The organism is Streptomyces smaragdinus (genome assembly GCF_009604385.1).
In the GTDB taxonomy this organism is placed as follows: Bacteria; Actinomycetota; Actinomycetes; order Streptomycetales; family Streptomycetaceae; genus Streptomyces; species Streptomyces smaragdinus.
Genome location: NZ_WEGJ01000002.1, coordinates 482,712 through 508,681, shown reverse-complemented (window position 1 = coordinate 508,681; position 25,970 = coordinate 482,712). Strand labels below are relative to the sequence as shown.

Sequence of the window (25,970 nt, the reverse complement as noted above, 5' to 3'; positions counted from 1 at the left end):
CGGGAGCCTCAACATGCCATTGCAGTATCCGTTTTCCGCGGTCCTGGGCTGCGCGGCCGACGCGCTGGACGACCTGGGCCTGTCCCTGGTCCTGACGGCGGTGTCCCCGCGGATCGGCGGCGTCCTCGTCCGGGGCGAGAAGGGCACGGCCAAGTCCACGGCGGTACGGGCGCTGGCCGCCGTGCTGCCTCCGATCGACGTCCACACCGGCGACCGCTTCTCCGCCGACCCGGCCGACCCGGACGCCTCCTCCCCCGACGGCCCCTTCGCCCCCGGCACGGCGCGGACCACCCGCCCGGTACGGCTCGTGGAACTGCCCGTGGGCACGACCGAGGACCGGGTCCTGGGCTCCCTCCACCTCGAACGGGCGCTGTCGCACGGGAAGGTCGAGTACGAACCGGGACTGCTGGCCCGCGCCCACCGCGGCATCCTCTACGTCGACGAGGTCAACCTGCTCCACGACCACCTGGTCGACCTGCTCCTCGACGCCGCGGCGAGCGGCCGGGTGGGCGTCGAACGCGACGGCGTCTCCGTGGAGCACGACGCGCGGTTCGTGCTGATCGGCACGATGAACCCGGAGGAGGGCGAGCTGCGTCCGCAGCTGCTCGACCGGTTCGGGCTCACCGTGGAGGTCGCCGCGCCCCGCGACCCCGCGCTGCGCGCCGAGGTCGTCCGCCGGCGCCTGGGCTTCGACGCCGACCCCGCCTCGTTCCTGGCCCGCCACCAGCCGGCCGAGCAGGCCCTGCGGGACCGGATCGGCGCCGCGCGGGAGCGGCTGGACGCGGTGCGGCTGACCGAGGCCGCGCTGCTGAAGATCGCCGAGGTGTGTGCCGCGTTCGAGGTCGACGGGATGCGCGCCGACCTCGTCACCGCCCGCACCGCCGTCGCGCACGCCGCCTGGGAGGGCCGCGACGAGGTGCTGCGGGCCGACATCCGCCGCGCCGCGCTGCTGACGCTGCCGCACCGGCGGCGGCGCAACCCCTTCGACGCGCCCGGGCTGGACGAGGAGCTGCTCGACAGCGTCCTGGGCGACGAGGACCCCGCACCCGAACCGCCGCCGCCCCCCACCCCGCCGGACGGTGACGGGCCCGGCCGGCCGGAGGACGCGCCGGGTACGGACGGCGCCGGGGAAGACACCGGCGCGCCGTCGGGCGGCGGCGCCTCGCAGCCGTCCGGCACCGCCCCGGTCACCGCCGCGGCGCCCTACCGGCCCCGGCTGCTGACCGCACGCGGCGTCGGCCCCGGAGCCGCCGGCCGCCGCAGCCGCGCGCTGTCCGACACCGGCCGCCGGATCGGCGCCGCCGCCCCCGCCTCGGCCGAAGGCGCCGGCCTGCACCTCGTCGAGACGCTGCGGGCCGCCGCCACCCGGCAGGCCGCCCGGGGCCGGGCCGACGCCGCCGACGGCCGGATCCGGCTGCGCGCCGAGGACCTGCGGACCGCCGTCCGCGAGGGACGCGAGGCCAACCTGGTCCTCTTCTGCGTCGACGCCTCCGGCTCGATGGCCGCGCGCAGGCGCATGAAGCAGGTCAAGACCGCGGTCCTCTCGCTGCTCCTCGACGCCTACCGGCGCCGTGACAAGGTGGGCCTGATCACCTTCCGCGGCCGGCGGGCCGAGCTGCTGCTGCCGCCGACCCACTCGGTCGACGTCGCCGCCGCCCGCCTCGACCGGCTGCCCGCCGGCGGCCGCACCCCGCTGGCCGAGGGCCTCCTCGAGGCCGCCCGGGTGCTGAACCGCGAACGCCTGCGCGACCCGCGGCTGCGATCGCTGCTGGTGGTGGTCACCGACGGCCGGGCCACCGACGGCGCCGACGCCGTCGCCCGATCGCTCCGGGCGGCCGACCACCTGGCCGCCCTGGACGTCACCACCACCGTCGTCGACAGCGAGAGCGGACCGCTGCGCCTCGGTCTGGCCGCACGGCTGGCGGTCCGGCTGCGGGCCGAGCATCTGCCGGTCGCCGAGGTCAGCGCCGACACGCTGGCCGGCGCCGTACGCCTGCGTACCACCTCGACGGGAGCGGCCTGATGCCACAGGGACAGCCGCTGAACGTCCCCGACGACGGACTGACGACCCGTCAGCGCCGCAACCGGCCGCTGCTGATGGTGCACACCGGTGACGGCAAGGGAAAGTCGACCGCCGCGTTCGGTCTGGCCCTGCGGGGCTGGAACCAGGGATGGCGGATCGGGGTGTTCCAGTTCGTGAAGTCCGCCAAGTGGCGCATCGGGGAGCAGACGGTCCTCGAACGCCTCGGCCGGCTCCACGAGGAGACCGGGGAGGGCGGCCCCGTTCAATGGCACAAGATGGGCTCCGGCTGGTCCTGGACCCGTAAGCACGGGGAAGCCGGGGACCACGCGGCGGCCGCCGCCGAGGGCTGGCGGGAAGTCACCCGCCGGCTGGCGGCGCAGACCCACGACCTGCTGATCCTCGACGAGTTCACCTACCCCATGGCCTGGGGCTGGGTCGACGTCGACGAGGTCGTCGAGACCCTGACGAACCGGCCCGGCCACCAGCACGTGGTGATCACCGGCCGGCGCGCGGACCCCCGCCTGCTCGCCGCGGCCGACCTGGTCACCGAGATGGGCAACGTCAAGCACCCCATGGACACCGGCAGCAAGGGCCAGAAGGGCATCGAGTGGTGACGCTCCCCCGCCTGGTGATCGCCGCCCCGTCCACCGGCCAGGGCAAGACCACCGTCGCCACCGGCCTGATGGCCGCCCTGCGCGCTGCCGGCCACGAGGTCAGCGGCCACAAGACCGGCCCCGACTACATCGACCCCGGCTACCACGCCCTCGCCACCGGCCGCCCCGGCCGCAACCTCGACCCGCATCTGGTGGGCGCCGAACGCGTCGTACCGCTGCTGCTCCACGGCGCCTCCGTGCCGGCGCCCGCCGGCGTGGCCGTGATCGAAGGCGTCATGGGCCTGTACGACGGACGGCTCGGCACCGACGGCTTCGCCTCGACGGCACATGTCGCCGCACTGACCCGAAGCCCGGTCGTCCTGGTCCTCGACGTGGCACGGCTCTCCCGGTCGGCCGGGGCGATCGTCGCCGGCATGGCCGCCTTCGACCCCCGGGTGCGCCTCGCCGGAGTGGTCCTCAACCGGGCCCGCTCCGCCCGCAACACCGCCGAGATCACCCGGGCCGTGGAACGGGCCGGCCTGCCCGTCCTGGGCGTGCTGCCGTACGACGAGTCGCTGGCCGTACCCTCCCGGCACCTCGGACTGGTCCCGGCGGCCGAACGCGACGGCGCGGCCCGCGCGGTGGAACGCCTCGGCGCCGCTGTGGCACGCCACCTCGACCTGGACGCACTGCTGCGGACCGCCGCCACCGCCCCGGACCTGGACGCCGATCCCTGGCGGCCGGGCAACGAGGTCCGCTCCCCCGGCACCGGGCGGCCGGTCGTCGCCGTCGCCGGCGGGCGGGCCTTCACCTTCCGCTACCCGGAGACGGAGGAACTGCTGCGGGCCGCCGGCTGCGACATCGCCGTCTTCGACCCGCTGTCCGACCCGGCGCTCCCCGACGGCACCGCCGGCCTCTACCTGGGCGGCGGCTTCCCCGAGATGTACGCCGGTGAACTCGCCGCCAACCGGGGCCTGCTGGACGACCTGCGCCGCGCCGTGGAGGCGGGCACGCCCACCGTCGCCGAGTGCGCCGGACTGCTCTGCCTGGCCCGCGCCCTGGACGGCGTGCCGATGGCCGGTGCGCTGCCCGTGGACGCGGTCATGACCGAGCGCCTGACGCTGCGTTACCCCGTCGCGGTCGCCGCGGGCGACTCGCTCCTCACCCGGGCCGGCGAGCGGGTCAGCGGCCACGAATTCCATCGCACCCGCACCTCACCGGGGGCCGGTGAGGAGGCCGCCTGGCGGCTCGACGACGGCCCCGAGGGCTTCGCCTCCGCCACCCTCCACGCCTCCTACCTGCACGTCCACTGGGCCGGACACCCCCGCCTCGCCCAGCGGTTCGCCGACGCCGTCCACCACGCACGCCCGCTCGTACCCGCGCCCCCCGTCATCAGGGCAGAGCCCGAGACCCCCGTGGCCCACCCGCTGCGCCACCACGGCGACGCCGAAACCGGCGCCGGACTGCTCGACTTCGCCGTCAACGTCTTCCCCGGCCCCCGCCCCGCCTGGCTCGACCGCGCCCTGCACAACGCCGTGGACGCGGCCGGCGCCTACCCCGACGCCGCCCCCGCCCGCACCGCCCTCGCCCGCCACCACCACCGGCCCGAGACCGAGGTGCTGCCCACCGCCGGCGCCGCCGAGGCGTTCACCCTGATCGCCCGCCTGCGGCCCTGGCGGCGCCCCGTCGTCGTACACCCCCAGTTCACCGAACCGCACGCCGCCCTCGAACAGGCCGGACGAACCGTCACCACCGTCCTGTGCCACGCCGAGGATGGTTTCGCGCTCGACCCCGCCGCCGTCCCCGAGGACGCCGACCTCGTCATCGTCGGCAACCCCACCAACCCCACCGGCGTCCTGCACCCGGCCACCGCCGTACGGTCGCTGCTGCGCCCCGGGCGGCTCGTGGTCGTCGACGAGGCGTTCATGGACGCGGTCCCCGGCGAGACCGAGTCGCTGGTACGCGAGCGGCTCGACGGCCTGCTCGTGATCCGCAGCCTGACCAAGCACTGGTCGATACCCGCGATCCGCGCCGGATACGTCACCGGCGATCCGCGGACCGTCGGCGCGCTGGCCGCACTCCAGACCCCCTGGTCGGTGTCCGGACCGGCCGTCGCCGCCACCGTGGCCTGCCTGACGACCACGGCCGCCGCCGAGGCCCAAGACCGCACCGCCGCCCTCACGCGCTGGCGGGAGCACCTGGAGGACGGCCTGCGCGAACGCGGCATCGCAGCCGTCCCGTCCACCGCCCCCTTCGTCCTCGCCCGCCTCGGCGAGGGCGCACGCGGCGCCCTGCGCGAACGCGGCGTCGCCGTCCGCCGCGCCGACACCTTCCCCGGCCTGGACCCCGCCTGGGCCCGGATCGCGGTCCGGCCGCCCGGGACCACGGACCGTCTGCTCGGCGCCCTCGACGCGGCGGTGGTCCCGTCATGAGAAGCCGCGCCGCCGGACTCCTCCTCGGCTGGGCCGCCGACCGGCTCCTCGGCGACCCGCGTCGGCACCATCCGGTGGCGGCCTTCGGCACGGTCGCCCTCGCGGTCGAGCGGCGCCTGTACGGCGACTCGCGGCTGCGCGGTGCCGTCCACACGACGCTCCTCGTCGGCGGGGCCGCCGTACTGGGAGCAGCCGCCGAGCACGTCGCCGCCCGCCCGCTCGCCCGTACCGCGCTGACCGCCGCGGCCACCTGGACCGTCCTGGGCGGACTCTCCCTCGAACGCGAGGCCGCCGCCGTCCACCGGCACCTGGCCGCGGGCGACCTCCCCGCGGCCAGGCGGCGGCTGACCCACCTGGTCGGCCGGGACACCGGCGCACTGGACGCCGCCGAGATCTCCCGCGCGGTCGTCGAGTCCGTCGCCGAGAACACCTCCGACGCGGTCGTCGCCCCGCTGGTCTGGGGCGCCGTCGCGGGAGTGCCGGGGCTGCTGGCGTACCGCGCGGCCAACACCCTGGACGCGATGGTCGGCCACCGCAGCGCCCGCTACGCGAGATTCGGCTGGTCCTCGGCCCGCCTCGACGATCTGCTCAACCTCCCGGGATCGCGCCTGGCCGCCCTCCTCACCCTCGCCGCCGCACCCCGCCGCGCCCGCAGCGCCCGCCGGACCTGGCGGCGGGACGCGGCCGGACACCCCAGCCCCAACGCCGGAGTGGTGGAAGCCGCCGTCGCCGGGGCCCTGGGCATCCGGCTCGGCGGCACCAACCACTACCCGGGCGGCCGGACCGAACACCGTCCCCCGATGGGCGACGGCCGCAGCCCCCGGCCCGCGGACATCCCCCGGGCCAACGCCCTCGCCCGCCGCATCGGGCTGCTCGCCGCCTGCTGCTGCGCCGCGGCGGCAGCGGCGCGGTATGCCCGGACACGCCGGTGATCCAGTGAGCCCACCCGCGCGCCCGACGCAGGTCTCAGGCCGTCACCGCGTCAACTCCCGCACCCAGGTGACTGCCTCGTCGACCCGCCGGACGGTCGGCACACCAACCGGCCCCGCCGGACGTCGTACGACGACCACCGCGGCGCCGAGTTCCGCCGCCGCCCGCATCTTCGGCCAGGTCCAGGTGCCGCCGGAGTCCTTGGTGACCAGCACATCGGCGGCGTGCCCCCACATGAGGTCGAGTTCACCGTCGAGGGTGTAGGGCCCGCGGTCCAGGAGCAGCCGCCAGGCGGCGGGCAGGTCCGCTTCGGGGCGGTCGACGACGCGGGCCAGCACGGCGCGGTCGGCGAGGGCGGGGACGAAGCGGGCCAGTTCCCGGCGGCCGACGGTGACGAAGGGGCGCGTCCCGAGGGCGGCGGTCAGGGTCGCGGCGTCCTCGTGGGTGTCGGCGTAGTGCCAGGCGGGGTCGGGGGTCCATCCCGGCCGTTCCAGCCGCAGCAGCGGCAGACCGGTGCAGGCGGCAGCGGCGTTGGCCGTCATGCCCCGGGCGAAGGGGTGGGTGGCGTCGACCACGGCGTCGTAGCCGGCGAGGGCGGCGCGCAGTCCGGGGACGCCGCCGAAGCCGCCGATGCGTACCTTCCCGACGGGCAGCCGGGGGCGGGCGACCCGGCCGGCCAGCGAGGACGTGACGTCGATGCCGTCGGCGACCAGGCGGGCGGCCAGGTCGCGGGCCTCGGCGGTCCCGCCGAGCAGCAGCAGTCTCAGGGGCATCCGGTGCCTCCGGGCGGCAGCAGGGGAAGGGAGGCGGGGGCTCCGTCGCGGGCGAGGGCGAGCAGCGCGTCGACGTCGAGGTGCTGCTCCATCAGGTCGCCGAGCAGGTCGAGGCGGCGTTCGCGGGCGGCGGGGAAGGAGACGCCGGAGGGCGCGAGGCCGAGGGTCTCGGCGAGGAACGCCCGCCGCAGCGCGTCGCCCTCGAGGCTGCCGTGCCACATGGTGCCGAACACCTTGCCGGTGCGGGCGCCGCCGAGGAAGGGCTCCGCGTCGCCGCGGGTCACCCGGCCGTGGTGGATCTCGTAGCCGGCGGCGGGGACGCCGAGCGCGGTTCCGGCCGGCAGACGGAGGTGCTTGTCGGGCGTGAAGTCGGTGCGTACGTCCAGCAGTCCGAGGCCCTCGGCCTCGGCCCCCGACTCGCCCTCGACACCGTACGGGTCGGAGATGACGCGGCCGAGCATCTGGAACCCGCCGCAGATACCGAGCAGCGGGCGGCCGCGGCGCGCGTGCTCGGCCAGGGCCCGGTCCAGGCCCCGCGAGCGCAGCCAGGCCAGGTCGGCGAGGGTGGCGCGGGTGCCGGGCAGGACGACGAGGTCGGCGTCGGTGAGGTCGCGGGGGCCGGCGGCGAAGACGACGTCGAGGCCGGGTTCCAGGCCCAGGGCGTCGACGTCGGTGAAGTTGCTGATCCGGGGAAGGCGGACGACGGCGACCTTGCGGACGCCGGCGCCGCCCGAGCGGCGGCCCTCGAGGTCGAGGGCGTCCTCGGAGTCGAGCCACAGGCCGGGGTTCCAGGGCAGCACCCCGTACGTCCGGCGTCCGGTCAGCCGCTCCAGGGTGTCGACGCCCGGTGCGAGCAGGGACAGGTCGCCGCGGAACTTGTTGAGGACGAAGCCCGCGATCAGCTTCTGGTCCTCGGCCTCGAGCAGCGCCACCGTGCCGAAGAGGGCGGCGAAGACACCGCCCCGGTCGATGTCGCCGACCACCACCACGGGCAGCGCGCCGTGGCGGGCGAGGCCCATGTTGACGTAGTCCCCGGACCGCAGGTTGATCTCGGTCGGGCTGCCGGCGCCCTCGGCGACGACGAGGTCGTGCCGGGCGGCCAGGTCGTCGTAGGCGGCGTGCGCGGCCTCGGCCAGCGGGCGGCGCCCGGCCTCCCAGTCGCGGGCGGAGAGGTCGCCGGCCGGGTGTCCCATCAGCACGACGTGGCTGCGGCGGTCGCTGCCCGGTTTGAGCAGGACCGGGTTCATGGCGGGTTCGGGAACGGCCCCGGCGGCGAGCGCCTGCACCCACTGGGCGCGTCCGATCTCCGCGGTGCCGCCGTCCGGACCGGCGCAGACCATCGAGTTGTTCGACATGTTCTGCGCCTTGTACGGGGCGACCTTCAGCCCCCGCCGGGCGAACGCGCGGCACAGCCCGGTGGTGACGACGCTCTTGCCCGCGTCGGAGGTGGTGCCGGCCACCAGCAGCCCGCTCACCGGCCGGCCTCCGGGGCGCGGAGCAGGCACAGGTCCATGACCCAGCCGGCGGCCTCTTTGGCGCGGGCCCGCGCGGCGGCGACATCCTCGCGGACGTCGGCCGCCCGCCCGGCGACCAGTTCCTCGCCCCGGGTGCCGAGGTTGGCGCCCCACCACAGGGACCAGTCGTCGAGTCCGTCCGGTGCGGGGGCGGTGCCGCCGAGCATGACGACGATGTTGCGCCGGCCCGCCGCGACGGCCTCGTCCAGCCGCCGGGCGGTGGTGATGTGCACGGGCGCGCCCACCGGGTGCAGCACGATCCGGTGCCGGGCGGCCAGCAGCTGCGGGGCGCTGATGCCGGGCAGGACGTCGTACTCGGCCGGCAGCCGCCGCGCGAGTTCCCCGACGATGCGCAGGGTGGAGTCGTACAGCGACGGGTCGCCCCACACCAGGAACGCGGCGGTGCCGCCGCGTGTCCGCAGGACCCGCGCGTAGGCGTCGGTGCGGGCGCGGTGCCAGGCGCGGACGGCAGCGGGGTAGTCGGCGGGGTCGGCGCGGTCGCGCTCGGGGTCGGGCACGGCGACCAGTTCCGTGCCGTGCGCGGCGGCGGTCTCCCGGCGGACGGCGAGCAGCGGGTCGTCGCCGCCCTTGTCGGCGGCCACGACGTAGTCGGCGCCGCGCAGGGCCTCGGCGGCCTCGGCGGTGAGGTGGTGGGGGCCCATGCCCATGCCGATGACGCGGATCCTCATTCGGCGCGGTCCTCCAGTTCGCCCTCGACGTCCAGGTAGACCTGGTTCACGGCGGCCAGGGTGTCGGGGTCGGGGTCGGCCCACAGGCCGCGCCGGGCGGCCTCGTTGAGGCGTTCGACGACGGAGTGCAGGGCCCAGGGGTTGGAGCGGCGCAGGAACTCCTGGGTCGCCTCGTCCAGGACGTACTCGCTCGCGAGCTTCTCGTACATCCAGTCGTGCACCACACCGGCCGTGGCGTCGAGGCCGAAGAGGTAGTCCACCGTGGCGGCGAGTTCGAAGGCGCCCTTGTAGCCGTGGCGGCGCATCGCGGCGATCCAGCGGGGGTTGACGACCCGGGCGCGGAAGACCCGGGCGGTCTCCTCCGCCAGGGTCCGGGTGCGTACGGCGTCGGGCGAGGTGGAGTCGCCGACGTAGGCCTGCGGCGAGGAGCCCGTCAGGGCGCGGACGGTCGCGACCATGCCGCCGTGGTACTGGAAGTAGTCGTCGGAGTCGGCGATGTCGTGCTCGGCGCTGTCGGTGTTCTTCGCCGCCACCTTGATCCGCCGGTAGTTGGCCCGCATGTCGTCGGCCGCCGGTACGCCGTCCAGGCCGCGGCCGTACGCGAAGCCGCCCCACGCCGTGTACACGTCGGCGAGGTCGCGGTCGTCGCGCCACGACCCGGACTCGACGAGCTGCAGGATGCCCGCCCCGTACGAGCCCGGCGCGGAGCCGAACACCCGGGTGGTGGCGCGGCGCACATCCCCGTGGCCGGCCAGGTCGGCCTGGGTGTGCGCGCGGACGAAGTTGGCCTCGGCGGGCTCGTCCAGGCCCGCCGCCAGCGCCACCGCGTCGTCCAGCATCGTCACGACGTGCGGGAAGGCGTCGCGGAAGAACCCGGAGATCCGCACGGTGACGTCGATCCGCGGCCGGCCGAGCTCGGCGAGCGGGATCGCCTCCAGCCGGCCAACCCGCCGCGACGCCTCGTCCCACTCGGGCCGCACGCCGAGCAGCGCCAGCACCTCGGCGATGTCGTCGCCGCTGGTCCGCATGGCGCTGGTGCCCCACACGCTCAGCCCGACGGACTCCGGGTAGCGGCCGTGTTCGTCCAGGTAGCGGCGCAGCAGGGAGTCGGCCAGCGCCTGCCCGGTCTGCCAGGCGAGCCGGGACGGTACGGCGCGGGGGTCGACGGTGTAGAAGTTACGGCCGGTCGGGAGCACGTTGACCAGGCCCCGCAGCGGCGATCCGGACGGCCCGGCCGGGACGAAGCCCCCGGCCAGGGCGTGCAGCACCGCGTCGAGTTCGCCGGTCGTACGGGCCAGGCGCGGGACGACCTGCGCGGCGGCGAACGCCAGCACCCCGCGCACCCCGGGGTCCTCGTGCACGGCGGGCACGGCGGCCGGGTCCCAGCCCGCGGCCTCCATCCGCTCGACCAGCTCCCGGGCCCGGGCCTCGACGGCGTCGACGGTCCGCAGATCGGCGCCGTCGGTCAGGCCGAGGGCGGCGCGCAGGCCGGGGACGGCGTGGCCGACACCGCCCCACACCTGGGCGGCGCGCAGGATCGACAGCACCAGATTGACCCGCGCCTCCCCCGTCGGCGGCTGCCCGAGGACATGCAGACCGTCGCGGATCTGGGCGTCCTTGATCTCGCACAGCCAGCCGTCGACGTGCAGCAGGAAGTCGTCGAAGTCCGTGTCCTCGGGCCGCTCGTCCAGTCCGAGGTCGCGGTGCATCTCGGCGGCGCGCATCAGGGACCAGATCTCGCCGCGGACCGCCGGGAGCTTCGCCGGGTCCATCGCGGCGATGTTGGCGTGCTCGTCCATCAGCTGTTCCAGCCGGGCGATGTCCCCGTACGACTCGGCGCGGGCCATCGGCGGCACCAGATGGTCGACGATCACGGCGTGGGCGCGGCGCTTGGCCTGGGCGCCCTCGCCCGGGTCGTTGACCAGGAACGGGTAGACGAGCGGCAGGCTGCCGAGGGCCGCGTCCGGCCCGCAGGACGCGGACAGTGCGGCGTTCTTGCCGGGCAGCCACTCCATGGAGCCGTGCTTGCCCAGGTGCACCACGGCGTCCGCCCCGAAGCCGTGCTCGATCCAGCGGTAGGCGGCGAGGTAGTGGTGGCTGGGCGGCAGCTGCGGGTCGTGGTAGACGGCGACCGGGTTCTCGCCGAATCCGCGCGGCGGCTGGATGAGGATCACGATGTTGCCGGCCGTGAGGGCGGCCAGCACCAGGTGTCCGGAGTCGTCGACGAACAGGCTGCCGGGCGCCTCGCCCCAGGCCCGTACCATCTCCTCGCGCAGACCGGCGGGCAGATCGGCGGTCCACCGCGCGTACTGGGCGCCGGTGACCCGGACGTGGGCGTCGGTGAGCTGATCGCCCGTCAGCCAGTCCTCGTCCTGCCCGCCCGCCGCGATCAGCGCGTGGATCAGGGCGTCCCCGGCGGCGCTGTCGCCCTCCCGGCCGGCGCGCTCCAGGACCCGTACGACGTCGTTGTCCGCGCCCAGGTCGTACCCCTCGGCCCGCAGCCGGCGCAGCAGCCGGACGGCGGAGACGGGGGTGTCCAGGCCGACGGCGTTGCCGATCCGGGCGTGCTTCGTCGGGTACGCGGACAGCACCAGCGCCAGCTTCTTGCGGCCGTTGGGGATGTGCCGCAGCCGGGCGTGGTTGACGGCGATCCGCGCCACCCGGTCGCAGCGCTCCGGGTCGGCGACGTAACGGGGCAGGCCGTCGGCGTCGATCTCCTTGAAGGAGAACGGCGCGGTGATGATCCGGCCGTCGAACTCCGGGACGGCGATCTGACTCGCCGAGTCCAGCGGGGTCACGCCGTCGTCGGAGGCCTCCCACCGGGCACGGGAGGAGGTCAGGCAGAGGGCCTGCAGGACGGGGATGTCGAGGGCGGCCATCCGCTCCACGTCCCACGCCTCGTCGTCCCCGCCGGCACCGGCCGCGGCCGGGACGCTGCCGCCGGCCGCGAGCACGGTGACGACCAGGGCGTCCAGGCCGGCGAGCGCGGCGTACAGCTCGTCGGGCGCGGAGCGCAGCGAACCGGCGAAGACCGGGACGCCGACCGCCTGCCCGGTGGCGTCGATCGCGTCCGCGAGCGCGTGGGCGAACCCGGAGTTCCCGCTGGTCTCGTGGGCGCGGTAGTAGAGCACCCCGACCCGGGGCAGCCCGTCCCCGCCGCCGCTCCCGGCGCGGTCGGCCCAGCCCCAGGCCGGAACCGTCAGCGGCGGTTCGAAACCCACACCGGTCAGCAGCACCGTGTCGGACAGGAACGCGTGCAGCTGGGCCAGGTTCGCGGGGCCGCCCTCGGCGAGATAGCGGTGCGCCTCGGCGGCGACGCCCATGGGCACCGTGGACAGCTCCATCAGCTCGGCGCTGGGCTGCAGCTCACCGCCCAGGACCACCAGCGGCACCCCCCCCTCCCGTACCGCGGCCAGCCCCGGCCACAGGTCCTGCGGGGAGCCCAGCAGCCGGCAGACGACCAGGTCCGCGCCGTCGATCGCCGCGGTCAGGGCGGTGTCGTCGGCCCGGCTCGGATTGGCCCAGGTCCAGTCGGCGCCGCAGGCGCGGGCCGAGAGCAGATCCGTATCGGATGTGGAGAGCAGGGCAAAACGGATCGGCGCGGCCACGGGCAGCGGTCCTCCTCCGGGGTTCTCGCCCCGTACGTCGGTCGGATCACCCGCGGCCAGTATCTGGCTGCCCCGGCCCTGCCGGCCGGGATCACAGTGGCGGAACCGCCCCGGAATCTCACCGGGTTCCTGCACCGCGAGCGTGCCCGAAGCCTACGGGAGATTCCCCGGACCGTCTCCACCCGGCCCTCCCGTCCCGAAGGCGTGGTTGACGGCAGTCGGGAATCAGCGGGTACGGTGCACCCAGTGACAGCATGAGGAAGCCGGTGGGATTCCGGCACGGTCGCGCCACTGTGAACCGCCGCCTTTGAGCGGACGGCAAGTCAGACCCTCCCTGTCACGCCGCTCGAACGACCAAGGGACGCACGATCCCACGAGGAGGCACTTGTGAGCAGTCTGTCCGCATCCCCCGCCATCCCCGTTCCGGTGGTCCTGTCCGCCGCCAGGGCCGCCGCCTGGCTGACCGGAACCGCGGTGCTGGCCCTGCTGGTCTACTACTTCATCGGCGTCGACCAGGGCGCGTACTCCGTGCTCGGCAACGACACGCACATCCACGAATTCGTCCACGACGCCCGCCACTTCCTCGGCTTCCCCTGCCACTGACCCTGACGGGAACCGAGGACAACCGCACATGGAGAAGAAGCTCATCCTGCGCGGCCTCCTGGCCGGCGCAGTCGCGGGCCTGGCCGCCTTCGTCTTCGCACGGATCTTCGCGGAGCCGCTGATCGGCCGGGCCGTCGACTACGAATCCGCCCGCGACACGGCCCAGGCAGCCCTCGACCAGGCCGCCGGCACACCCGTGTCCGGGGGAGAACACGAGATCTTCACCCGCGCCGTCCAGGCGAACGCCGGCATCGGCCTCGGCATGATCGTCCTCGGCGCGGCCATGGGCGCGCTGACCGCCGTCGTCTACGCCGTCTGCCTGGGCCGGACCGGCAGGATCCGCCCCCGCGTGCTGGCGCTCCTCGTCGCCGCGGGCGGATTCGCCGGGTTCTACCTGATGCCGTTCCTGAAGTACCCGGCGAACCCGCCGTCCATCGGCCACGAGGACACCATCCGCGACCGCTCGAACCTCTATCTGGCGATGGTGGGGTGCTCGATCGTCCTGCTGGTCCTCGCCGTATGGCTCGGCAGAAGACTCGCCGTCCGGTACGGCAACTGGAACGCGACCCTGCTGGCCGGCGCCGGGTACGCCGTGGGCATCGGCCTGGTCATGTGGGGTCTGCCGGATGCCGGTGAACTCGCCGCCAACGTCGAGGTCTACGGCCACCACGCCACCGAGACACCACTGCCCCTCGAGAACGCGCGGGGCACCATCGTCTTCCCCGGATTCCCCGCGGACGACCTGTACCGGTTCCGGCTCTACTCCGTGCTGGCCCAGGCCCTGCTCTGGGGCTGCCTGGGCCTGGTCCTCGGACCGCTGGCCGAGCGTCTGCTGGCCCGGGATCTTCCTGCCTCGCCCCGTCCGACGTGAACCACCCCGACGGGTCCCCGAGGGCCGCGACGCCGTATCGGCTCGCGGCCCTCGGCCCGCATTTCGCCGTGCACACCCATGTCCCCGGTACGGTCCCATCCGCCGACACACCCTGGCGCACCATCGCCGAGCTGCGCCACGACCCCACCCTCCTGCGCGACCGCATGGACGCCACCCGCGCGCTGCTGGCCACCGCCGGAGGTCGCGACCCGCAGGAGATCGAACCGCCCGTCGCCGCCTCCGCCGCACACCTGGGCCTCATCGCCCGGCTCACCGCTCCCCTCCTCGCCCTCACCGCGCTTCACGACACGGTCCCCTCCGCCGACCCGGAATCCGTGTGGTGGCGTCCGCAACCGGGCGCCACGTTCCCGCTCTCGGTTCCCGCCGACCACGCCCGAGCCGTCACCACAAGTCCCGCCCCTCCGGCGACCACTCGCCCCGATCCACCGCGCCTGGCAGCCGTTCTCCTCGACGACCTCGCCCAGTTCCTCGCGGACACCTTGCGCCCGTACGGCCTCCACCCGCCTCTGGCCTGGGGAAACACAGCCTCCGCGATCCACTCCGCCTCGACCGCACTCACCACGGCCCGCCCCCACGAGGCCGACCGCCTTCGCACCCTGACCGTCCACCTGCTGGCTCACCCGTCCCTGCGCGACACCCACAACGACCGTTCCGGCCCGGCCTTCCGCCGCCGCACCTGCTGCCTCATCCACCGCGCGGCTCCGGCGGCCACCGGGCGGCCGTCGGCGGCCCTGCTCTGTGCCGACTGCCCGCTGGCGGGACGGTAGACCCGGCAACCGCCGCCAGTGAGTGGATGATCGGCGCGGGCCGCCGGCCGCCTTCACCGCCGGTTGTCGTAGGGGCCGTCTACCGTGTCCGGCATGAGCGATCGACTCCCCGATGAGGATGTCCTGGTGGTCCCGGATTCCTGGCGCGCGGTATTCCACCCGCGGCGTGGTGGCCTCGTGCCCGAGCCGGAAGTCGTCCCCGATCCGGGTGCTCGGGAGCGGGTGCGGAAGCGGCTCGAGGAGATCCGGCCGGATGTCGAGCACATCGTGGACAAGTTCACCCGGACCGCCCGAAGCGATGCCGAGGTGGCCTTCGTCAGGTCCATCTCCTCCTATCTGCGGGGTCGGCCGGATCCGGTGGGCGCGGCCGCGCTCGTACGGATCGAAAGTAGGTTTGTCCTCGAAGGAACGGGGCGGCTTTCCTCGCCCGAGGTGTGGAGCGACGCGTGGGTTGCCGAGCACGGCCTCGCCTTCGCCGCCCGCGCGTGCGCCGAGGTCGGTCAGATCTCCGCCCGGCGGACCGCGGGTGGTGACTTCGTCCTCGAGTACGGGCAGTACGACGCGTACTACGAGTGGGGCCACTGGGTGCTGAGCGGCGCGGGACGCCGGATGCGTGCCCTGCTCGCCGCCGCGCCCGAGGAGCACTACACGCGGGCCGTGCGGGAGCTGGCGGACCATCGCAGCAGTCCGCTGCAACAGCTCGTGGTGTCCTATCTCGTCCCCACCCGGCAGGACTGGGTGGCCGAGTGCCTGGCCCAGCACGTGTCGATGGCGCTGGAGAAGCGGCTGTTGTGGTGCATGGTGGGCTCCGAGGAGCAGGTCGTGGGCTTGGATCCCTATCCGCCCTACGAGCCCTGGGTGCGCGACTTCGGTTCCCTGCCGGGCCTGGTCGCCACCATGCTCGACGGGGTCGGCCCCGGCATCGCGCCGGTCCTGGCGAAGGCCGTCGACAGGGAGTCCGAAATCAAGGCACGCAAGCCGTACCTGGACGCCCTCGCGCTGATCCCGACCGATGAGGCGTTCGAGCTGATGACCGATCGCTTCGACCGCGACGACGTCCGTCCCCTCGTGGCGGCGATGGCGAACCGCTTCCCGAAGCGGGCGCTGCGCATGCTGACACCACTCGCCGGGGGCGACTCGAAGCAGGCACGGGCCGCTGCCGTCCTGCTGCGCGAGCATCTGCGCGCCTGGCCCGAGTTGGACGACTGGGATCTGCCCGCCCATGTCCGCACGGCGATAGAGGCGACGGAGAACACCCGAGTCGAGGACTCCACCCCGGACGAGCTCCCCAAGGCCCTGACCTCCGGATCCGTACCGTCCCTGCCGCCGTGGGCAATGCCCGTCTTCCTGCCGCAGCTGCTGCTCAGCGGCCGTGACCGTGCCCTGCCCTTCGACGCGACCGCCCGTCTGATCGGCGGACTGGCCAGGACCGGCCCGCGCCGCGCACCGGCGGCCGCCTTCCGGACGGCGCTGGACGCATGCGATCCCGGCTCGCTGGCCGAGTGGGGCTGGGCGCTGTTCGACCACTGGCGCGACTCGGCCGAGGCGGGCGACAACGGTTGGCCCCTCTCCCAGCTCCGCTGGACGGGCGACGCGGAAACGACCCGCCGCCTGGGCGCCTTCGCCCGTGGCGTCAGCTACTACGACCGCCACCGGAAGCTCGCGAACAACGCACTGGCCGTACTCGCCTCCACCGGCTCGGACGTCGCACTGATGCAGCTGAGCACGGTCATGTCCAAGGCCAAGACCAAGGGCCTCAAGAAGCGTGCGGCCAAGCTCCTGGACGACGTCGCGAAGGAACGCGGGCTGACGGCGGAGGAATTCGCCGACCGCCTCGTCCCGGACTTCGGCCTGGACCCCGACGGGGGTACAACGCTCGACTACGGGCCGCGACGCTTCCGGATCGGCTTCGACGAACAGCTCAGACCCCTGGTGTTCAACGAGGACGGCACGTCTCGCAAGAGCCTCCCCAAGCCTGGCGCCAAGGACGACCCGGAGCTGGCGCCCGCCGCCCACCGCGCATTCGCCGGACTGAGGAAGGACGTCCGCGCCCTGGCGGGCGACCACATCCGCCGCATGGAAGCCGCCATGGCGAACGAACGCCGCTGGAAGACCGAAGACTTCCTCGAACTCCTCGTCCACCACCCGCTGATGTGGCACATCGCGCGCCGCCTCGTCTGGACACACACCACCGACGACGGCGCGACGACGACCTTCCGGATCGCCGAAGACCGCACCCTCTCCGACCTGGACGACGAAGCGGTGACGATACCCACGTCCGGAACCGTGAGCATCACCCACCCGGTACACCTCGACCGGAATCTGCCCACCTGGTCCGAACTGTTCGCCGACTACGAGATCCTCCAGCCCTTCCCCCAACTGGGCCGCCCCGTCGAGGCATTCACGGACGCCGAGCGCAACGCCACCAAACTGGACCGCTTCGTGGGCAGCAAGATCCCCCCGGGCCAGATCCTCGGCCTGGAACGCCAGGGCTGGATCCGCGGCGGCAGAGGCGACGGCGGAATGCAGCACGAACTCACCCTGTCCCTGCCAGAAGGCCGCACCCTCGCCCTCGAGATCACCCCCGGCATCCCGGCGTGGAACCCGGGCCACACCGAACCCCAGGAACTACTGGCCGTCCAGATCGAGGGCGCGACCTTCGGCGATCTGGACGCGGTAACCGCCTCCGAATTCCTCCTGACCCTCCACACGATGACCGAAACACTCTGAATCACCGGGAGGGGCCCGACGCCAGACCGCCCGCGATGTCCGATTATGGCCTGATCGAGATGGCCGCTCTGGCTGCCTGCTCGATCTTCGCGCGGTGGGCGGCGCGGGCCTCCTCGTCGATCCGCGTCTCGTGTTCGGCGCGCAGTCCGGTCCGGCCGTCGATGCTTTCGCGCAGGATGTCCGCGTGCCCGGCATGGCGGACGGTCTCGCCGACGACATGGAGCATGACGGCGAACAGGTTCGTGTTGAAGTGAGGCTCCGGCCACCAGGGCACGTGGCCGGGAGCGTCGAGGGGGAGCTCGTTGATCGTCGCGTCCGAGTGTTCCCACGTGCGCCGGTAGAAGCCGATGATCTGGTCGCGGGTCTCGTCCCCGGCCGCCCACTGATCGCTGCCGTCGGAGTCCTGCCACCGGGACAGCGGTTCCGGGGACGGGCGGTCGAAGACCTCGCCGAAGTACCTGGCCTCGACGGTGGCCACGTGTTTGACCAGGCCGAGGAGGTTCGTTCCGGTCGCCGTCAGAGGTCTGCGGGCGTCGTATTCGGACAGGCCGTCGAGTTTCCAGAGCAGGGCCTCACGGTCCCGCCGCAGTCTCCCGTGCAGGTTGTCCTTCGCGAATTCGTCGATCATGTGGGTGTGAGCCTCCATGGGTGGTTCGTGGACCTTGTACGTGGTCCGCAGCGGCCGGCAGAGCCGACCTGAGCTGCCGGGACCAGCCGTCTGCCGGAGGGGCGCGGGAGTGGACCGACCTGCAACGGTTACCGCGCAGGAGCACTGTACGCATGCTGTCCTGCGCCGTTCTCCGACCCGGTCGGGCAGTCCCGGACAGGAGCCGGGGATATGGGTGAGTGCCAGGTGAGGATCCACCCGGCGGCAAGCGCCGCCACACCGCCCGCCAGGGCCATTGCCCCGCCGGTTCCGACGCCCGCGGCCACCGAGCCGAAGCAGGCCGGACCGACGCCCTGAAGCGTCATGCTGCCGGAGCCGAGCAGGCCGAAGGCCTGGCCCTGGCCGTCCTGCGGCAGGGCGTCCAGGAACGGCCGCTGCAGGCCGAGCCCGTAGGCGAATCCGAAGCCGCACAGCAGCAGCAGACAGCACGAGACGCCCACGCCCGGCTCGGCGGCAAAGCCGACCAACGGCACTCCCATCAGCAAAGCCAACGGCACCACCAGCCGCTCCCGGGTGGGCGGCCGCAGCAACCGCCCCACCAGCAGATCACCGACCAGCATGCCGACCGGCAGACACCCCATCAGCACCGCGTACCAGCCGGACGCGAAGTGGCGTCCGCCGGCGTAGGCGACGATCAGTCCCTCCGCGCCCGCCACGAACGCCGGCGGCAGCCACTGGGCCAGCATCAACCGCCGCACCGTACGCCCGCGCAACAGCAGCCCGGCACCGCGCAAGCTCGCCCGTACGGCCCCGCCGTCGCCGCCGGACTCCCCACGTTCCAGCCGGGGCAGCCGGAGGCGAACAGCCACCGCACAGCCGAGGTAGAGTGCGGCACTCACCGCGAGTGCCCGGCGCGGGCCGAGTGCCGCGACGACCGCGCCTCCCAGCGCCAGACCGAACAATTGCGCGCCGGAGGCAGCGATATTGTTCAGCGAACGGCCCAGCACATAGGCGTCGCCCTCCAGCCACTGCGCGACCAGCCGGCTCGACGCACCGCTGAACACCGGTGTGGTGAGGGCGACGAGCGCCACGACACCCAGGCTTGCCGCGATCGGCATCCGCACCAGGGCGAGCAGCAGGGCGGCGGCGCACTCCAGGGCGTAACCGCCGGCGATGAGCGCGCGGGGCGCCAGTCGGTCGGCGAGTGAGCCCAGCAGCAGCGAGCCGAAAAGCTGCGGGAGAAAGCCGATGCCGAAGGCCAGTGCGCTGAGCAGCGCGGAGCCGGTGGCCGCGAAGACCAGAACCGAGAACGTGGTGATCCGCAGCGCGCCCGCAGTGATCGCGACGGTACGGGTCGAGAAGAGCAGCCTGAATCGCGGCTCGGCCAGCACCTCCCGATAGGTGGCACGGTGGCTGCCCTGCGCGGGATCGGCGGTCGGGATCATGACGCCCAGCCTCACCGCACGTCCACGCCCCCACCAATGATTCGTCCCCCGACGAATCGAAACAGGCGTCCCCCGATAGCATCACCGGGTGCTCCGCTTCGAAGTCTCCGTCGACGACCTGCTGCGCAGCCGCTTCGCGCTGTCGCCCGCGCTGGACCTCTGTCTCCTGCTGCGCTCACTCGCCGGCCAGGACCAGCCGCTGCCGCGAGCCTGGGCCACCCGGCTCATGCCGACCTTCGAACGGCTTCGCCGCGAGACCGAACTGGACGCCGTCCTCGCCCTGCACACCCCGCAATCCGGACCCAACTTCGTCGCCCCTCCCCCACGCGGCCTCAACCAGACCTGGGCAGACGACCTGGCCACGATCCGGGCCACCCCGCTCGACGCGGCCCGCGACGAATACGCCGCCGCCGCGACCGGCCCATCCGCACGAGACCCCCGCGTACGCGCCGTGCTCGACTCACCGGACGCCGTCCCCAGGATCGCCGAGGCCATGGACCAGGCATGGCACGAACTACTCGCCGCGGACTGGCCCCAACTGCGCGCGATCTGCGAACGCGACGTCGTGCACCGGGTGGGCGTAATCGGCGAACACGGATGGGCCACGGCCGTCGAGAGCCTGCACCCGAGCATCACCTGGCGCGCCAACGGCATCGAAGTCGGCCACTTCCACCCGGTCGGAACCGTCCACCTCACCGGCGACGGCCTGCTCCTGATCCCCTCGGTCTTCGTCGCGAACATCGCCGCCCAACTGGAAGACCCCTGGCCCAAGACCCTGGTCTACCGCGCCCGCGGCACCGCCGCCCTGTGGGGCGAACAGGAAACCACCCCCCAACCCGACGCGCTGACCGCCCTGGTCGGCCGAGCCCGCGCCCGCCTCCTACTGGCGCTCGACGCCCCCGCCAGCACCAGCCACCTCGCCCGCAGCCTGGCCATGACACCCGGCGCGGTAGGAGACCACCTCGCCATCCTGCGAGACGCGGGGCTACTCGTCCGCGCCCGCTCCGGCCGGTCGGTGCTGTACCGGCGCACCCCGCTGGGCGAGGCACTGGTCGCCGGTTCGGGCTGAGGGTTGGGTACACCGCTGCTTTTGAGGCGCCGTCGGGAGAGAACACCGGCCAGGCCGTAAGTGACACCTCTATGACGTGGCCTGCCGCAAACCCCAGTGGAGTCGAGGCCAGTCAGCGGCGACTGGACGCGGCTTCAGGTCCACCTGGTTGCCTGATTACGCGGCGATGACGGGCCTGCCGCCCCAGTGGAGATCCTTCTCTTCGCGGGCCGACGCGTTCGTAGGCCTCCTCGGTGCGCGCGTCGTCGCGCCAGGCGAGGGCGCAGGCCGCCTCCAGACGTAGAAGTTGAACCGAAACGTTCCCCACACCGCTCCGACCTGCGAAAACGCAGCTGGGAGCGGTATGGGTCAGCACAGAACCAGCACAGGAGAACGAAGTCGGCACGACGGTGCGGAGTTCTCGTTCCCGTGCCGCACAGGACATCAAACCGGGCCCCGTCATCCGCAATCGCCGAACACGCACAACCGGCAGCAGCTCCACTCGACGATCGGTGGCCCGACAGCTCGACGGACACCACAGTACGTTCCGATCATGCCCGCCATTTCCCGACAGAGAAGTCCTTCTTCACGAATCCTTCCTCCACCAGGAACTCCTTCGTCGACTCCAGCAGTCCCACCCCCGGTCCGGGAAACGCCTCCGTCGGCAGCTGATCCCGGCGGATCGTGGACCTGATGAGGTCGTCCGGGAAATCGCTGAGTGTCAGTGCGAATTCCACGTACCCGTTCCAGTCGGCCAGCGCCTGACGCGCCGCGTCGTTCTGCAGCGTCCGCCACGTCCCCGCGAACGCCGGGTGGTCGCCGAGGAAATCACCGGTCGACACCGTGACACTCGTACCGGCGTAGTCCGGATGATCCTCCGCCAGATGGTCGATCACCCGGTAGCCCTTTGCGCGCAGCACCTCCGCGTTCGCCTGCGGCACGGCCGCCGCCGCGATGTCCCCGCGCTCCAGCGGCGCCTCGATGTCGGTGGAGTAGATGTGGGGCAGCTCCGACGGCTCCACGTCCGCGTCGCGCAGCGCGCCCAGCAGATAGCGGTGGATGTACGAGCCCGTCTGGACGCCGATCTTCTTCCCGTCCAGCCCGGCCAGTGACGTCGGCCCGTCCTTCCGTACCAGGACCGACGCGTCGAGACTGACCGTGGCCAGCGACACGAGCCGGGTGTCGAGCCCGCTGCCCCGGGCGACGAGGGCGGGCGTGTCGCCGTACGTCGCGAGGTCCAGACTGCCGCCCACCAGGGCCTGGTTGAGGTCGGGCCCGTTCGGGAACGGGAACACCTCTATCTTCGTGAAGCCCTCCTTCTTCAGCGCCGGCAGCAGCTGGTGCCGGGAGTGAAGGAAGCCGACGGGGCCGTTCAGGGTGTCCTTCGAGCCGATCACGCCGATCCGCAGGGTCTTCCCCGACGAAGCGTCACCGGCGTCCGCGTCGCCGCCGCAGCCCGTCGTCGTCAGGACGAGGGCCGTGGCGAGGATTCCGAGCAGGCGTTTCATGAGGTGGTGCCTTTCTTGTCCCTGGGGGGCGCCGGGCGGCGCAGTTCGGGGCCCACGGCCAGCCGGGCGCCCGGGGTGCGGCCCCGGCCCCAGCCGAGCCGCTCCCGGTAGCTGCCGAGGAGGTCGCCGAGACCGGCTTCGTCCACCGGCTCGGGATGGGTCGTCGGTGACACGAACAGCGCGTCCACCGGGCAGTACGCCTCGCACATGAAGCACGTCTGGCAGTCCTCCTGCCGGGCGATCTCCGGCAGCCCGTCGGGCGCCCGGTCGAACACGTTCGTCGGGCACACCGCGATGCACTTGTCGCACGTGATGCACCGCTCCGCGGAGACGATCTCGATCATGCGGGCACCGCCTGCGCAACCGCCGTCTCCGGGACACTCCACAGCTCGTCCAGACCGCCCGTGACCAGCCGCCTCCGCTGCCCCGGGTCGTCCTGCGCCGGGAAGTCCGCGCGCTTGTGCATACCCCGTGTCTCCGTCCGCGCCAGCGCCGCCGTGTACATCCAGCGGCCCGTCGCCGTCATCGCCGCCGCCTGCCGCGCCCGCACCGCGCTCTCCCCGGAGGCCGCCAGACCGTCGCGCACCTCGCGCCATATGCCGTTCAGCGTGCCGAGGGCCCGCGTCAGCACCGCGCCGGTGCGCAGATAGTTCTTGTCGTACGGGATCACCTCCGCCTGCACCGCGGCCACCACCTCCCGGTGCGTGTCCCGCCCCGCGCCGCCGGCCGGCCGCAGCCCCGCCCCGCCCACCGGGCTCGCCGCCCGCCGGCCCGCCGTGTCCCCCAGCGACCGGGCGAATGCCGACGCGCCCCGGCCGGCCCAGGTGCCCGACGACATCGCCCACGCCGCGTTGTGGCTGCCGCCGCCCGTGAACCCGCCGCAGATCAGCTCGCGGGTGGCGGCGTCGCCGGCGGCGTACAGCCCGGGTACGTCCGTCGCGCAGTCGTCGCCGGTGAGCCGGATCCCCCCAGTCCCCCGTACCGTGCCTTCCGCCAGCAGGGTCACCGGGAACAGCTGTGTGAACGGATCGATGCCCAGCCGGTCGAACGGCAGGAAGAAGTTCGGCTGGCCCAGCCGCATCGCCCGCCGCTCCGCCTCGCCCGCCCGGTCCAGCCGGCACAGCACCTTTCCCTCCGCCAGCAGCGTCCGCGCGATCACCGACCGCCCCTTCTGGCTGCCGGCACCCTCCAGCACACTGCCGTCGGCGTGATAGAACGTCGCGAACGTGTAGTACGCCGTTTTCGTCACCGACGTGAACTCCGGCGCGATCGCATACGCGTTGGAGAACTCCATCCCCGACATCGCCGCCCCGGCCTCCGCCGCCATCAGATACCCGTCGCCGGTGTTCACATTGCAGCCCAGCGCCCGCGACAGGAACGCGCACCCGCCCGTCGCCAGCACCACCGCACCGGCCCGCACCCGGAACGCCCGGTCCTCCTGCCGCCGGTACCCGACCGCGCCCGCCACCGCCCCGTCCGCGTCCGTCAGCAACTCCAGCACCGGACTGTGGTCGAGGATCCGCACCCCCGACCGCTGCACCCGCACCCGCATCCGCCGCATGTACTCCGGCCCCTGCAGACCACGCCGCGACTGCCGCCCCGAGGCGTCCACCGGGAACGGATACCGCGACACCTCCGCGACCTCGTCCATGTTCTGCCACGTCTGCTCCAGCACCCGGTCCATCCAGCGGTGATCCGCCAGATGCCCCCCGAGCGTCTCCCGGGACGCCTTCGCCGCCGCCCGTTCCTCCGGATGCGGCGGCACATACCAGACACCCGTCCCGGCTGCCGCCGTCGCGCCCGAACTCCCGCAGTAGCCCTTGTCGGCCAGCACCACCCGCGCGCCGTCCTCCGCCGCCTTCACCGCCGCCCACGCCGCGGCCGGACCACCGCCCACAACCAGCACGTCGGCACTCAGCTCGATGCTCATTCGGATCCCTTTCCCGTACGAATCTGATCCGGCCCGGTGTCCACACCGAGGCCGCCCAGCAACCGCCGCCGCAACTGCGCGAACCGCGGCACCTCCACCGAACGCGGCCGGTCCATCCCCACCGCGAACTCCTCCGCCACCACCCCGTCCCCGAGCAGCACCACCCGGTCCGCCAGCAGCAGTGCCTCGTCCACGTCGTGCGTGACGAGCAGCACCGACGGCCGGTGCTCCGCCCACAACCCCTCCACCAGCCGCTGCGCCTTCAGCCTCGTCAGCGCGTCCAGCGCGGCGAACGGCTCGTCGAGCAGCAGCAGCTCCGGAGTCCGCACCAGCGCCCTGGCCAGCGCCACCCGCTGCGCCTCACCGCCGGACAGCGTCCCCGGCCAGGCGTCGGCCCGCGCCGTCAGCCCCACCTCCCCGAGCGCGGCGACCGCCCGCTCCCGCAGCCGGCCCCCGTCCAGGCCGAGGGTGACGTTGCGCCACACCCGCTCCCACGGCAGCAACCGGTGCTCCTGGAAGACGACGGCGACCTTGCCGGGCACGCCGATCTCCCCCTCGGCCCCGGTGTCGATGCCGCCGACGATCCGCAGCAGGGTGCTCTTCCCCGACCCGCTGGGGCCGAGGAGCGCGACGAACTCACCGGGCGCGATGTCCAGGTCGACCCGGTCGAGGACAACCCGGCCGTCGAAGGCCCGGGTCACCCCCCGTACCCGGACACCGGGGTACGCGGGCAGGGACGGCGAAACGGACAAGATCTCTCCTCCGGGAGACTCAAACACCGGCGAACCCGCGACGCCAGGCCAGCGCGCGCCGCTCCATCAGCCGTACCAGCAGATCGGACAGCACGCCGAGGACGGCGTACGTGACAAGCACGACGAACATGACGTCGGTGCGCAGGAACTCCCGGGCGTCGGTCATGAGATAGCCGATGCCGGAGGTCGTCGCCGTCTGCTCGGCCACCACCAGCGTCAGCCACCCCACGCCCAGCGCCTGCCGCAGCCCGACGAGGATCTGCGGCAGCGCCCCCGGCAGAATCACCCGCCGGGTCAGCCCCCACCGCCCCAGCCCGCACGAACGCGCCGCCTCCACCAGCCGGTTGTCGACGCCCCGGATGCCGTGCAGCACGTTGATGTACAGGGGGAACACCGGCCCGATGAGGATGAGCATCGTCTTCGACGTCTCACCGATGCCGAACCAGATGATGAACACGGGCGCCAGCGCCAGGTGCGGCAGCATCCGGAACGCCTGCACCGGCGCGTCGATGACGTCCTCCACCGCGCGCGTCAGCCCGGCCGCCAGCCCCAGCGCCACCCCCAGCGGGATGCCGATCAACAACCCCCGGCCCACCCGCTCCAGCGAAACCAGCAAGTGATGCCCGTACTCCCCGGATCCGACGAGTTCCACGCCGGCCCGCCACACCGCCGCCGGCGACGGCGTGGTCGACCCCAGCCACCCCTGGACCGCCCCCAGCCACCACAGCAGAACGGCGGCAGCCAGCCCGCTGACCCGGCGCAACTGCCGCACTCCAGGCAGCAGCAGCCGGGTGCGGCGCAGGGCGAGCGTGCGGACCGGGACGACAGACACGGGCGGACGAGTCGGGGCAGGGGAAAGCACAGCAGGCATGACGGAGAGACCTTTCCGGTACGCCGGTGCGGCCGGACGCGAAAGCGTGACTGCAGCGGAGAAAGGGCAGGTTGAAACAGAGAAAAGGGGGCGCGAAAGAATCAGCGCAAAGAATGTCGCGGAAATGATCCACCCGGATACACCGCGGCAACGACGGAGCACGGCAGCCGAAGGGAAACGCGCTACAGGAACCAGCGCACGCCGAACGCGGCAGGCGGCAGCAGGGTCAACAGGCCGTGGTGCCGATCAGCATGT

At 73.4% G+C, this 25,970-nt stretch carries 20 protein-coding genes and 1 riboswitch; of the genes, 9 read left to right on the top strand and 11 right to left on the bottom strand.

Features of this window, described 5'->3' with window-relative positions; genetic code table 11:
* The first annotated feature begins 13 nt into the window (after positions 1-13).
* The 4 genes from SRB5_RS05860 to SRB5_RS05850 are packed head-to-tail and all read left to right on the top strand — an operon-like array spanning position 14 to position 5,980.
* Positions 14-2,023 carry a VWA domain-containing protein gene (locus SRB5_RS05860; protein WP_153450313.1) on the top strand — a complete coding sequence of 670 codons (2,010 nt, stop codon included), beginning with the start codon at positions 14-16 and terminating at the stop codon, positions 2,021-2,023.
* Complete coding sequence (cobO, locus tag SRB5_RS35820; RefSeq protein ID WP_194292846.1) at positions 2,023-2,637, top strand: cob(I)yrinic acid a,c-diamide adenosyltransferase; 615 nt, start codon at positions 2,023-2,025, stop codon at positions 2,635-2,637. The genes SRB5_RS05860 and cobO overlap by 1 nt, the downstream gene beginning before the upstream one ends.
* Positions 2,634-5,048, top strand: a complete 2,415-nt coding sequence (locus SRB5_RS37410) for a cobyrinate a,c-diamide synthase (protein WP_323377129.1) — start codon at positions 2,634-2,636, stop codon at positions 5,046-5,048. Before cobO ends, SRB5_RS37410 begins: the two co-directional genes overlap by 4 nt.
* The gene (locus tag SRB5_RS05850; RefSeq protein ID WP_153450311.1) at positions 5,045-5,980 is read left to right on the top strand and encodes a cobalamin biosynthesis protein; all 936 of its coding nucleotides are present in this window, start codon (positions 5,045-5,047) and stop codon (positions 5,978-5,980) included. The genes SRB5_RS37410 and SRB5_RS05850 overlap by 4 nt, the downstream gene beginning before the upstream one ends.
* Before the next feature lie 42 nt (positions 5,981-6,022).
* On the opposite strand, the gene SRB5_RS05845 is transcribed toward SRB5_RS05850, so the two are convergent.
* Genes SRB5_RS05845 through cobN form a run of 4 tightly spaced genes read right to left on the bottom strand, consistent with a single transcriptional unit; the run spans position 6,023 to position 12,562 of the window.
* A complete protein-coding gene (locus SRB5_RS05845; protein ID WP_228389794.1) occupies positions 6,023-6,751 on the bottom strand; it encodes a cobalt-precorrin-6A reductase in 729 nt (242 codons plus the stop codon).
* On the bottom strand, positions 6,742-8,226 hold the full coding sequence (locus SRB5_RS05840) for a cobyric acid synthase (RefSeq protein ID WP_323377127.1): 1,485 nt from the start codon (positions 8,224-8,226) through the stop codon (positions 6,742-6,744). The genes SRB5_RS05845 and SRB5_RS05840 overlap by 10 nt, the downstream gene beginning before the upstream one ends.
* Positions 8,223-8,954 carry a precorrin-6A synthase (deacetylating) gene (gene cobF, locus SRB5_RS05835; RefSeq protein WP_153450310.1) on the bottom strand — a complete coding sequence of 244 codons (732 nt, stop codon included), beginning with the start codon at positions 8,952-8,954 and terminating at the stop codon, positions 8,223-8,225. Before cobF ends, SRB5_RS05840 begins: the two co-directional genes overlap by 4 nt.
* Entirely contained in the window at positions 8,951-12,562 is a 3,612-nt protein-coding gene (cobN, locus tag SRB5_RS05830; RefSeq protein WP_323377126.1) for a cobaltochelatase subunit CobN, read from the bottom strand. Before cobN ends, cobF begins: the two co-directional genes overlap by 4 nt.
* A 37-nt stretch (positions 12,563-12,599) precedes the next feature.
* Positions 12,600-12,716, bottom strand: a riboswitch (cobalamin riboswitch).
* 233 nt (positions 12,717-12,949) lie between these two features.
* Here cobN and SRB5_RS05825 point away from each other — a divergent pair.
* From SRB5_RS05825 to SRB5_RS05810, 4 genes are all read left to right on the top strand, one after another.
* Positions 12,950-13,165 carry a CbtB domain-containing protein gene (locus SRB5_RS05825; protein WP_407703879.1) on the top strand — a complete coding sequence of 72 codons (216 nt, stop codon included), beginning with the start codon at positions 12,950-12,952 and terminating at the stop codon, positions 13,163-13,165.
* 28 nt (positions 13,166-13,193) lie between these two features.
* Positions 13,194-14,036, top strand: a complete 843-nt coding sequence (locus SRB5_RS05820) for a CbtA family protein (RefSeq protein WP_153450308.1) — start codon at positions 13,194-13,196, stop codon at positions 14,034-14,036.
* A gap of 68 nt (positions 14,037-14,104) precedes the next feature.
* The gene (locus SRB5_RS05815; protein ID WP_153450307.1) at positions 14,105-14,824 is read left to right on the top strand and encodes a (2Fe-2S)-binding protein; all 720 of its coding nucleotides are present in this window, start codon (positions 14,105-14,107) and stop codon (positions 14,822-14,824) included.
* A 93-nt stretch (positions 14,825-14,917) separates the two neighbouring features.
* Positions 14,918-17,554 carry a DUF4132 domain-containing protein gene (locus SRB5_RS05810; protein WP_153450306.1) on the top strand — a complete coding sequence of 879 codons (2,637 nt, stop codon included), beginning with the start codon at positions 14,918-14,920 and terminating at the stop codon, positions 17,552-17,554.
* Between the two features lie 43 nt (positions 17,555-17,597).
* Here the strand turns inward: SRB5_RS05810 and SRB5_RS05805 are convergent, their stop codons facing one another.
* Positions 17,598-18,182, bottom strand: a complete 585-nt coding sequence (locus SRB5_RS05805; protein ID WP_153450305.1) for a DinB family protein — start codon at positions 18,180-18,182, stop codon at positions 17,598-17,600.
* A gap of 128 nt (positions 18,183-18,310) precedes the next feature.
* The gene (locus SRB5_RS05800; protein WP_153450304.1) at positions 18,311-19,606 is read right to left on the bottom strand and encodes an MFS transporter; all 1,296 of its coding nucleotides are present in this window, start codon (positions 19,604-19,606) and stop codon (positions 18,311-18,313) included.
* An 88-nt stretch (positions 19,607-19,694) separates the two neighbouring features.
* On the opposite strand from SRB5_RS05800, the gene SRB5_RS05795 reads away from it, so the two are divergent.
* Complete coding sequence (locus SRB5_RS05795) at positions 19,695-20,675, top strand: winged helix-turn-helix domain-containing protein (protein ID WP_323377125.1); 981 nt, start codon at positions 19,695-19,697, stop codon at positions 20,673-20,675.
* Between the two features lie 530 nt (positions 20,676-21,205).
* Here SRB5_RS05795 and SRB5_RS05790 read toward each other — a convergent pair.
* The 5 genes from SRB5_RS05790 to SRB5_RS05770 are packed head-to-tail and all read right to left on the bottom strand — an operon-like array spanning position 21,206 to position 25,676.
* On the bottom strand, positions 21,206-22,162 hold the full coding sequence (locus SRB5_RS05790; protein ID WP_153450303.1) for an ABC transporter substrate-binding protein: 957 nt from the start codon (positions 22,160-22,162) through the stop codon (positions 21,206-21,208).
* A complete protein-coding gene (locus tag SRB5_RS05785; RefSeq protein ID WP_153450302.1) occupies positions 22,159-22,506 on the bottom strand; it encodes a 4Fe-4S dicluster domain-containing protein in 348 nt (115 codons plus the stop codon). The genes SRB5_RS05790 and SRB5_RS05785 overlap by 4 nt, the downstream gene beginning before the upstream one ends.
* Positions 22,503-24,092, bottom strand: coding sequence for an FAD-binding protein (locus SRB5_RS05780; protein WP_153450301.1), 1,590 nt, complete (start codon positions 24,090-24,092; stop codon positions 22,503-22,505). Before SRB5_RS05780 ends, SRB5_RS05785 begins: the two co-directional genes overlap by 4 nt.
* On the bottom strand, positions 24,089-24,847 hold the full coding sequence (locus SRB5_RS05775) for an ABC transporter ATP-binding protein (RefSeq protein WP_407703882.1): 759 nt from the start codon (positions 24,845-24,847) through the stop codon (positions 24,089-24,091). Before SRB5_RS05775 ends, SRB5_RS05780 begins: the two co-directional genes overlap by 4 nt.
* 16 nt (positions 24,848-24,863) lie before the next feature.
* Positions 24,864-25,676, bottom strand: a complete 813-nt coding sequence (locus tag SRB5_RS05770; protein ID WP_323377124.1) for an ABC transporter permease — start codon at positions 25,674-25,676, stop codon at positions 24,864-24,866.
* Between the last annotated feature and the right edge of the window lie 294 nt (positions 25,677-25,970).